Raw genomic sequence first — 9,950 nt, 5'->3', positions numbered from 1 at the left:
AAAGGCACATTTAGCGGAATTCTTGCCGCTGACCTTGCCTGTGGTGTCGACAATCCTTTGATCGCCGACATCCAGAGCCTTGGTCAGCCAAGTCTCTTGCCTCCTAGACCGTTTCTCGACGTTGGCGCACGTGGGCGACTAGCGTGCGAACGTTGGCTCAATCGACACGAAGCCTGAAAGTATGTTTGCGAGGTAACGTTGTCCCTCAAATAAATGGGAATTCCGACCAGATAATGACGGCGAAACCCGATGCTTTCAGTTCTCAATCAGGCAGAGGCCTCGATCGTTCAATTTCCGCTTGGCAGCAATATTTTGATATCGGCTGGGCCAATGCCTTTTGCCTGATCGCCAATTTACCAAAGACCAAATAGATCACCGGCATTCGGGTGCAGCCTGGATGTCATCTCGCCGCGACACGCTCGAACCTGACATTTGCATGCCTACAGCAAAAGTTTGGAAAGTCCGCGTCGTGTGAATCCATCGTTTCAAATTTGCTACTCTACTGCCGAAATGGCCGTATTCCTCTCTGCGTTGTAGTAGCGATTTCGCGGTGACGCCGCAGGTTTTTGCACTGCGAGCGCACGCAGCAAGATTTTGACACTTCTGCTATGCGCCTATTTTGTTGAAAAACTCCAAAATCTGAAAGGCGTATCGAGGCCGCAAAAGGATTGTTTGCTCAGGGAAGCGGTCCCGTATTGGTTCTTTCACCTTTCTGTATGGCCGACACGTCAAGATTGGGACCTGGACCTTCGTAAACTTTGGCGCCACGTTTCTTGATGCAAAGATGATCACACTCGGGGATTTTGTTGCGGTTGGGCCCAACGTCCAGTTTATTACTGACACCCACCCGTTGCGCCCAGAGGACCGGTATAAGCCGCCAAAAGAGGGCGACACGCTGCCGTTCAGGGTTGTTAATTATGCGTTGTCCATCACAGTCGGCAATTATGCGTGGATCGGCGCAGGAGCAATAATTCTACCCGGAGCGAGAATTGGAGATGGCGCTGTTGTCGCCGCGGGATCGGTCGTCACAAAGGATGTTGCTCCGCGGATGATCGTGGCGGGAAATCCGGCGCGTGAAGTTCGTTCGGTGGACGACCAAGGTTTCCGGCAGTAGCGACCTATGCTGCGGCACAACCAAACTTCCGTACAGGGCTCGAACCTGCCGTTAGCTGCAGATTGAACGAAGGTCCGGTATTGGGCGGGAATCCTCAGGCAATTCCGCGATTTACTGGAAGCAAACCATCGTCGGCATCTGCACATCGCGCAGGAATCACTTCTTTGTACGCAAAACCTGGTCTGGCTGGGCTCTTGAGCGAGCTGAAATGCAGTGTAACCTAAGGCATCACTTTCAGGGAGGATGGGTGCGATGGCCGGAAATGGCAAACACGAAAACGAAGGTATTTGGGATTCAGCCGCGCCGGGCTGGGCAAGATGGGAAGCCGAATTGATGGGCGCGGCGACCGAGGCGACTGAACAAATGCTGGATGCGGCCAACATAAAGCCGGGCATGCGAGTGTTGGACCTTGCCTGTGGTGCAGGCAGCCAAACGATTCAAGCCGCCCGCCGTGTCGGGCCGTCTGGCCGGGTTTTTGCAAACGACATCGCGTCCAAAATGCTAACTTTCGTGGCCTCCAATGTCGCCGCCGCGGGGCTGACCAATGTGGAAACGCTGCACGGCCCAGCCGAAGGCCTATCCGAAAGCGGACTGCGCGTTGATGCGGCAACCTGCCGGCTCGGCCTGATGCTGTTCCAGTCGCCTCAAAACGCGCTCGCGGCCGTGCGAAGCGTCTTAGCGGAAAACGGGCGCTTCGCAGTGCTTGTGGTTGCCTCGCCGCAAGACAACCTCCTGTTTTCAAAAACTATGATGATCGCACTAAAGCATGCCGGGAAGACACCGCCGCCGCCGGGCTCACCTGGGCTGTTTGCATTGTCAGATCCTGCGAGACTGGAGAACTTGTTTCGAGCGGCCGGGTATATCGACACCAGGATCGAGCAGGTCACCGCACGATTGTCCATCGCTTCGGTCGGCGACGCGCTAACTATGATGAAGGAAGCATTTGGTGCCTATCGCGCCGTGCTGGCCGATCTGGACGACGAAAAACGCGATGTGGCCTGGAGCGAAATTGGCGACTGCATCGAACAATTTTCGGACCAAGGCAGCGTCGGTGCGGATATGACCTTCCGGCTGGCTTCCGGGGCAAACTCGCCAACCTGATGATCCAGATTAGTCGACCGGCAAAGCGACGCTCACTATCGACTCCGAACAGTGTTGTTTTCGCCGCATGGCGAAGTCCTCTATGGGCTCGGAGCCGTCATCCGCTGCACCCACAACCAAGGTCTGCTGTGCCGGACAAACCTGCCACTCAGCAGGGAACGGCCCCCGCCTCAGGACGGTACCATTTTGCAGTCAAACAGGAAGCGAATTCAATGACATCAGCAGGCGGATCAGTGCGTGTTGACTGGAGACGCCGGTCTTTTCGTAAATCCGCGACAGATGGGTCCGAGCGGTATTGATGCTGATCCCGAGAGAAGCCGCGACTTCGGTTAGGCAGCGCCCGCTTGCTATTTCGGCGACGAGGCGACCTTGGCCTTGTGACAGCGAGAATACTTCCTGTGCGGCTTTGATCTTTCCCTTTATCAATTCGTTATCATTGAACGTTACATTTACCGATCCATCCCGCGCGAACACAGTGCAGTGCATGGTCCCCCCATCTTCGGCGTCACCGAGGATGCAAGGGAAATGGAAGGTATTGCCTGGCTGCTTGTTGTAGGACGAGTCAAAGATGTGACGGAGCTTCGCTGCTCGCGCAATCGCTCGGGTAAGTGCCTTATTGAAATGGCTGTCTGTCGAGTGCAAACGCCCCTGCGTAATCGTGAGCCCCTCGAAATCGCTCAGCGCCGCAAGCGTCTCGGAGGTTGCCCAGATGACGCGCGCATTCTCGTCGACCTGTATCACGGGGCGCGCTTGAATTCTTAGGCGGAGCATGGCGAACCCTAGATACACAATCCGCCAGCGACCAGAATGACGCTCGAGGATACGCACCTGTTCAGAGTCATGTAATGGGTAGGGATCGTTGGGAAGAGCGTGACATCTTGAGTTAAAAACCGCCCATGCAAGATCGCCATTGACCGAAACCTCAATTTCATTGTGTCCCAGATCTTTGTCTTCCGGTTCCGGATTGTCGGCCATAATTTTCTGCATCGCCGCAGCGACCTCATCCCAACCCTTGTGGATAAGAACGCCTCGGTCGGCACCATAGGAGACTTCGCGGGTGCGCGGGCCGTGCACAAAGCATGCGGACCAGCGTTCAAAATCTCGGGCCATAAACGCGGCCGTCTCCTCGTCAATGACGTCGTGTATCTCAGCGATGTCTCGCTCTTGGCCAAGCGCTTGTAGGTTCATGATCTAGCCCCCCTGGCTAGAAGCTATCCCAAAGCCCTGTGTGGGGCCAAGCTCGGCGGCGCGCGGACTTGCCGCCGCGGTTGTGTCCGGGTCGATGGTCGCGACATTGGACACCTTTGCTTGAAGGGGCAGCATGACCCACCAGAACCGCGCCTGAAGAAGAAGCGCGGCGACAGACAGAGCCGCAACTTGTCCCCACCAGATGCCTGTGCCGCCCAATTCGACTTTGAAGGCGAGAAAATACGAGGCCGGGACCCCTACTACCCAGTAGCTTATCACCGCAAGTATCATGGGAATCCTTGTATCCTGCAGGCCACGAAGGAGACTGAGGCCCATCAATTGGCTGGCGTCGGCAAACTGAAATGCAGCAGCCACAAGCAGAAACATGGTTGCGACCGCGATGACCTGATCGCGGGCGGGTTCCGCTGCGTCCACGAAAAGAGAGATCAGAGGGTCAGGATAAACAACGAGAACGAATACCGTTAAGCCGACCCATATGTAAGCGATAATCATTGCGGCAATGGCACCGTCGCGCATTCCTTCGGCATCATTATTACCCAATGCTTTGCCGACCCGAACGGTCGCAGCTTGACTGACGCCGAGATGGATCATGAACGTCGTTGCTGAGATCAGCTGAGCGATGGCGTGGGCAGACAGCGACAATGTGCCCACCAGGCCCATCATCAAGGTGCCAACGCTGAACATGCCCATTTCGGCAAGCGATGTGAGCCCGATAGGAAGCCCCAACGAAAATACCCTCCGGCTCGTCGGTACATCGAATTCGCGCAGGCCAGAGATGATGCGATGACTACGGAACTTGCGTGATGCGTAGACGACCAGAAACGGGATCGAGATAGAGTGCGTGATTACCGAAGCGATTGCTGCACCTTCGACACCGAGCTCGGGTGCGCCGAGGTTCCCAAAAATGAGAACCCAGTTCAGGCCGGCGTTCACGAAGGCCATGAGAAGCGTAGTCCAGAAGATGACCTGCGTCGTCTCCATGGCAGAAAGATAGGTCCGCAACACCATCACAATGAGCGCGGGAAACATGCCCCAAGCAGCAATCCGCAAATAGACCTGCGCCAAGTCAGCGTTGCCCGGTTCTTGGCCTAGGGTGCGGAAGAGGTCGCCGGAAAAAAGCATCAAAGGGAGAGTGAGCGCAGCAAACCCAATTGAAAGCCAGAAGGAGGAGACCGTTGCGCGCCGAACGCCTATCTCGGCTCCGGCAGCATTCGCCTCGGCAGACATCGGCATTGCGGCAGACGCAAAGCCCGAACCGACAAGAAAGATCAGTAAGAAAAGCGTCGCTCCCAGGATCATGCCGGCCAGCGCCGTGATGTCGTACCAGCCGATCATCATTGCATCAGTCAGAGTGATGGCGAATTGCGCAATATGCCCGCCGACCAGAGGCAAACCTAGTTTGAGCGTGGCAATGATATGTCCTGCATAGGAGCGGGCCAAAGGTTCTGACATTTTGCGTGACCTCTTGCGGGCGGAATACCCAATTCCCACAAGAATAGCCTGAGGAGTTCCCTGACATTGTCACTAGATCAGACCACAAGTTGTGCACTTCTTCGTCAGAAGTTCGCGGGTGCATAGTCCACCGGCGGTAGGTCGCCCCCTCTTCAATCTGAATCGTCCGCTTTGGGCTCGAACCGGACCGCTGCGACGCAGCATCTTCAGCAATGTGCGTCGCCCCATAAGCCGCCATTCTTCCCCTCCCTGAAGTGTGCTAGCGTTGGGCGAAGGGCACGAACCCGATCTTGTCCTCATGCGGGGGGAAAATGACATCTGACATACAGTATCCAGATAATTTCATTGAGCGGCTACACGCGGTTTGGGGGGAAGGGTTCCTTTCGCCCGGGGGGGCGGAGGAGGTGCGTGAAATCGTGCGGGACATCGATCTGGCTCAGAAGACCGTGCTGGATATTGGCTTCGGCACGGCAGGGCCAGCAATAACCCTGGCGCGTGAACTCGGCGCGGGCCAAGTCGTGGGCGTCGATGTTGAAGAGCCACTCCATCGGCGTGCGAAGGCGATTGTGGACGCAGCCGGACTGTCGGAGCGGATCGACCTCCGATTAGTCGAACCGGGACCGCTACCTTTTGGAGACGCTAGTTTCGACGTGGTGTTTTCTAAAGATTCAATCATTCACATTCCTGACAAGGGCGCGCTTTTCGCTGAGGTCCGACGCGTGCTGAAACCTGGCGGTACGTTTGCGGCAAGCGATTGGCTAAGTGGGGAAGGCCCCGATGCGGAGGCGGCATTGAGGCATATGGGTGGCCACCTGCATTTTGAGATGGCGACCGCACCGCAGATGGAGAAAATACTGCGCGATGCCGGCTTCAAGAGCGTGAGTTCGGTGGACCGGAACGCGTGGTATGCAATCGTCGTAGACGAGGAATTGCGCACGCTGGAGCGCGTTTATGACGACCTGGTGGCAAGGGTCGGAAAGGAAGTTGTTGACCCATGGCTTCAGGTCCGCCGGGGTTTGGCTCGGGCGGTGCAGGGCGGCGGATTGCGCCCCACGCATCTGCGGGGCACCAGCCCGTAGTGTGCGGAAATTGAAAATAACGGCTTATGAGATGACTGCCTAGGGCTCGAGCAGCCGTTCGCTGCACCCCAGCATCAATAGACGCGAAAGTGAAAGTTGCCTAGACATCCAACTCTGAGGGCACTTATATTTTTTTCAAGCCCGCTCGCGGAAAATCAAATAGAACACTCAGTTGCTTTGTCAGTCGCGCAATGCTGAAAACCCAGTAGCAGAAGACTACGGCCTTGGCCTCAAAAGGATGATCAGATGAGCAAATCCAACAGCCCGCTTGAAACAACAACCATCGGGTCTTTTCCTAAACCCAAATTTGTGCCGGTGCGCGACTGGTTTGATATTTCCCGTGAAACCGGTGGCATGAACTCCAGCCAGACCACAACCGACTATACGGCAGACATCAAGAATGTCGATGAACGCCACGAGCCATTATTCATTCGCGCGGCCAAGGAAGTTATCGAAATTCAATTGCGCTCTGGCGTTTCAATTCCCACTGATGGCGAGGTACGACGGGAAAATTATATCCATTATCACTGTCGACATCTGGATGGGTTTGACTTTGATAATCTTGAAAACCGTGTGTTGCGCGATGGCGCCTATGAAACCGATCTGCCCGCCATTCGTTCAACCATAGCCCACTCTGGAAGGAGCTATGGCGCGCATGACTACAGAGCCAGTCAAAGTGTTAGCCCGCGCCCCGTCAAGTTCACCTTGCCCGGCCCGCTCACCATCATGGACACCACCGCTGACTGTTTTTACAATGACCGACCTCGGTTGAACGCGGTCCTTGCTGAAACGGTGAACCGGGAAATTCTGGCTTTAGTCGATGCGGGCTGCCAGTATATTCAGGTGGACGAACCGCTGTTCGCGCGCGAAGTCGACGACGCGTTGAGTTTTGGTATCGAAGGGTTGGAACGCTGTTTTCACGGCGTACCAAAATCGGTCACTCGCGTTGTTCATATGTGTTGCGGCTACCCCGATCATCTGGACGACACTGAATACAAAAAGGCCGACCCAGGAAGTTATCACCGCCTAGCCAGTGCCATAGACACGGCTGCGTTTGATCAGATTTCGATCGAAGACGCGCATTGCTGCAACGATCTGAACCTACTGGACAAATTGCAAAAAAAGACCGTCATATTTGGCGCCGTCGCCGTTGCCCGCAGCCGCGTCGAAACTGTTGACCAGATCGAGGCCCGGCTGAATGAAGTTCTGAACCACATCGACCGGGATCGTCTTGTAGTCGCTCCGGATTGCGGTCTCGGGTTTTTGTCACCGGAATTAGCCGAGGCAAAACTGACCGTTATGTGTCAGGCCGCCGCCCGAGCTTGAAGAATGTAATCGCATATCAATCTTGCACTTTTGCAAAGAGATTATGCGTTGAATTGGATACAGAAACTCCACGCCAAGACCCAACAGATATGGTTTATCGAAACTCGATTGGTTAAGTCGGTTTGGGCTTAGAGGGCCGCACGATAGGCGAGCAGAAGCGCCACCGCCTCGACATGACCGTTCATCGCGGCCCAGTGCAGTGGTGACGCCATAGCGTCCTCCTCATTCGCATCTGCTCCTGATTTCATGAGGCGCTCGATCTCTGCAGAATCGCCCCTTTTTAGCGGCATCTCCTACTGGCCCCGCATGTGCAGACGCCGCCAATATTAATGCTATACTGAACCAAGACAGGATGTTTCGCATGACAGTCTCGCAAGTGCTGTTTCCTCGCGATCCAAATCGCTTTCAACTCAAGATACCACGGCAATGCTGATCGCCGAAATCGACCTTAGGTAACTTGGTGGACGTCACATGTCTGCCGGTTGCAAACCGACTGCTTTGGGCTCTGAGCCGACACCTGAGTTTTTTCGTCAGATGACCGGTTTGTCGTCCTGAACGGACGTTCGCGGTTGTCGGATCGCAGTTTCAGCCACGAACGACCGCTTCACCAAAAAGCAGACGTTGGTCGGAATCTAACGAAGGTCTGAACTGCGGGACACAACGGGCCTCTACTCCAATTTGGAATTGCCATGCTGACCGCCTAGGATCACACTGCTATCTTCGATTGGAAAGCCCCAACACCATCAGTTGCCGGCCCTCGCAGCAGAAAAAGGCCATTCAATATGACGACGAGGGCAAGCGATCAAGAGCGGCCAATTTCTTTGGTGACGGGAGGCAATACGGGGATAGGGTTTGAGACCTGCAAGGGGCTACTAAAGGAAGGTTGCCACGTCATCTTGACCGCGCGTTCCCGAAGAAAGGCGAACGAGGCGGTGGCCGCTCTGCTGGAGAGTGGCCCGATTGGCAGTACGGCCGAGGCCCTGGTTCTCGATCTGGGCTCTTTAGCGTCCGTTCGAAAAGCCGCCGATGAATTTCTCGCGACGGGAAGGCCTTTGAACATCTGTGTGTTCAACGCTGGCGTTATGGCTTTGCCATGGACGAAGACGGCCGATGGCTTCGAACAGCAGTGGCAAGTCAATGTTCTCGGACATTACCTCTTCTGTCGCTTACTTCTTCCAGCCATTTCCGAATCCCGAGACCCGTTCGGACGTATTGTCTGGGTTGCCTCCGGGGCGCACAGGTTGCACCCGGAGAAGGTCGATTACCACGCCTTGGCGCGTGAACATGAAAGCGCGGATGGATATGACCAATGGCGTGCATACGGCCGAAGCAAGCTGGCCAACATCTTGCTGTCGAACGAGCTCGCCCGCCGTCTGAGGGACGCCGGATCGCCCGTGACGAGCAACGCGCTTCATCCAGGTAACGTAAATACCGCCCTCTGGTCTAAGGCCGGTAGAACAAACGAGACAGGTATATCAGCGGAGCAAGGCGCGGTATCTTCAATTTTCCTCGCCGGATCGAACGAAATCGAGGGTTGCAGCGGAGGTTACTATTTCCAGTGCAAGCCCGTGACCACCGTTTTTGACGACGCCCTGCATAAGAGCGCCGACTACATCGCAAAATCTGCGATGCGCGCCGAAGTCAGCCTGTCCGATTCCGAGGCCAGAGCAATGTGGTCGGTTGCAAGCAATGGCGTTGGTCTTGGAGAGGAGCTTTGAGCCAGGCGCGGAGTCTGCATTGGGCGTATTCTGTTGAAAAACTCCAAAATCTGAAAATCCCAAATTCCCGTCAAAACCGCAAATCGTGTCAAAGTCAGCTAAGATAGTGAACCAGGCGACGCGACGCAGTCTAGCAACCCGGGAGGCTTGGTTTGGCCGATTCCCTTGCCAAAATAAACTAATCGACCTGTATGGCGAAAAAATCTGTCCGCCAGGCCCGAAACTGGAGTTTTTCAACAGAATAGGCTCAGAGCCGCCGTTGACGGCTTCTTGGGGTGAAGTCTGGTCTGCGATTGACACTCAAAGAAACGCACCAATTCTTGTAGAATGTCATCAGTGTGAGTCAGGCTATATTTCAGCCTAATACGACCACCATCGAGAGCAATTTCGCGTTCCGCTTTCCCTAAGTGGGCTTGGTGGTGGTCACCTCTCCTAACGGGCAGAAGTCAGCACCTTATGAACTTCGTCTTCCGATATTCCTAAAGCACCGGCAGCCTCACCTAGCATCCCAACCGCCGCTGTGGCCCTTGGCACACCCTGCACGCTCTCTCCGCGTCTCTTTGGCCCACGTCACCCGGTCATCGGGCAGAAGATCTTCAAGGCTGCCGCTTCGGCGTCTAAGAAGCAGGGCGACTGCCCCATTTGAGACTTGGGCGCATTTTTCTTACAGCCCCCGATGGGGAGTTTAGTAGCTGGAACTTCCGCGATCCTGGCGCGCTCGCGGCTGGTCTTCGGATGAAGCGCCATTGACGGCGTTTGGGTCGCAGGCGGCAAGTGCCAAGACGGTGCCGAGAAGGATCAAGATGCGTATCATTGTTTGAACTCCGTAGCGTGATTGCGCCGTGCCCTGTAGCGCCTGATTTGACAGGTAATGCCTTTGAAGTGGTCCTGCTTTTTAAGACAGTTTTGCGGCTTGCCTAAGATGCATCATTTTGGTGTTCATGCCGCGTT

The 9,950-nt window shown here is 55.4% G+C and carries 8 protein-coding genes; 5 read left to right on the top strand and 3 right to left on the bottom strand.

Features of this window, described 5'->3' with window-relative positions:
- Window positions 1-784 precede the first annotated feature (784 nt).
- On the top strand, window positions 785-1,114 hold the full coding sequence (locus tag Q1B15_RS08020; RefSeq protein ID WP_299752708.1) for a DapH/DapD/GlmU-related protein: 330 nt from the start codon (window positions 785-787) through the stop codon (window positions 1,112-1,114).
- Window positions 1,115-1,366: 252 nt separating this feature from the next.
- Window positions 1,367-2,215: a methyltransferase domain-containing protein gene (locus Q1B15_RS08015; protein WP_299752705.1), complete on the top strand. Its 849-nt coding sequence runs from the start codon at window positions 1,367-1,369 to the stop codon at window positions 2,213-2,215.
- 192 nt (window positions 2,216-2,407) lie between these two features.
- On the opposite strand, the gene Q1B15_RS08010 is transcribed toward Q1B15_RS08015, so the two are convergent.
- Both Q1B15_RS08010 and Q1B15_RS08005 read right to left on the bottom strand, forming a co-directional pair.
- Entirely contained in the window at window positions 2,408-3,403 is a 996-nt protein-coding gene (locus Q1B15_RS08010; RefSeq protein WP_299752702.1) for a LuxR C-terminal-related transcriptional regulator, read from the bottom strand.
- 3 nt (window positions 3,404-3,406) lie between these two features.
- Window positions 3,407-4,876, bottom strand: a complete 1,470-nt coding sequence (locus Q1B15_RS08005; RefSeq protein ID WP_299752699.1) for an MATE family efflux transporter — start codon at window positions 4,874-4,876, stop codon at window positions 3,407-3,409.
- Window positions 4,877-5,187: 311 nt separating this feature from the next.
- On the opposite strand from Q1B15_RS08005, the gene Q1B15_RS08000 reads away from it, so the two are divergent.
- Together Q1B15_RS08000 and Q1B15_RS07995 are read left to right on the top strand one after the other, a co-directional pair.
- Entirely contained in the window at window positions 5,188-5,955 is a 768-nt protein-coding gene (locus tag Q1B15_RS08000; protein WP_299752696.1) for a methyltransferase domain-containing protein, read from the top strand.
- Between the two features lie 246 nt (window positions 5,956-6,201).
- Entirely contained in the window at window positions 6,202-7,281 is a 1,080-nt protein-coding gene (locus Q1B15_RS07995) for a cobalamin-independent methionine synthase II family protein (RefSeq protein WP_299752693.1), read from the top strand.
- Between the two features lie 128 nt (window positions 7,282-7,409).
- Here the strand turns inward: Q1B15_RS07995 and Q1B15_RS07990 are convergent, their stop codons facing one another.
- A complete protein-coding gene (locus tag Q1B15_RS07990) occupies window positions 7,410-7,571 on the bottom strand; it encodes an ankyrin repeat domain-containing protein (RefSeq protein ID WP_299752690.1) in 162 nt (53 codons plus the stop codon).
- Between the two features lie 492 nt (window positions 7,572-8,063).
- Between Q1B15_RS07990 and Q1B15_RS07985 the strand changes: the two genes are divergently transcribed.
- Window positions 8,064-8,999 (top strand): SDR family NAD(P)-dependent oxidoreductase, encoded by a 936-nt coding sequence (locus Q1B15_RS07985; protein ID WP_299752687.1) that lies wholly within the window; start codon window positions 8,064-8,066, stop codon window positions 8,997-8,999.
- Window positions 9,000-9,950: the final 951 nt, after the last annotated feature.

Origin of the sequence: uncultured Boseongicola sp. (genome assembly GCF_937988555.1) — a bacterium.
In the GTDB taxonomy this organism is placed as follows: domain Bacteria; phylum Pseudomonadota; class Alphaproteobacteria; order Rhodobacterales; family Rhodobacteraceae; genus Boseongicola.
This window is presented reverse-complemented; position numbering and strand designations above follow the sequence as displayed.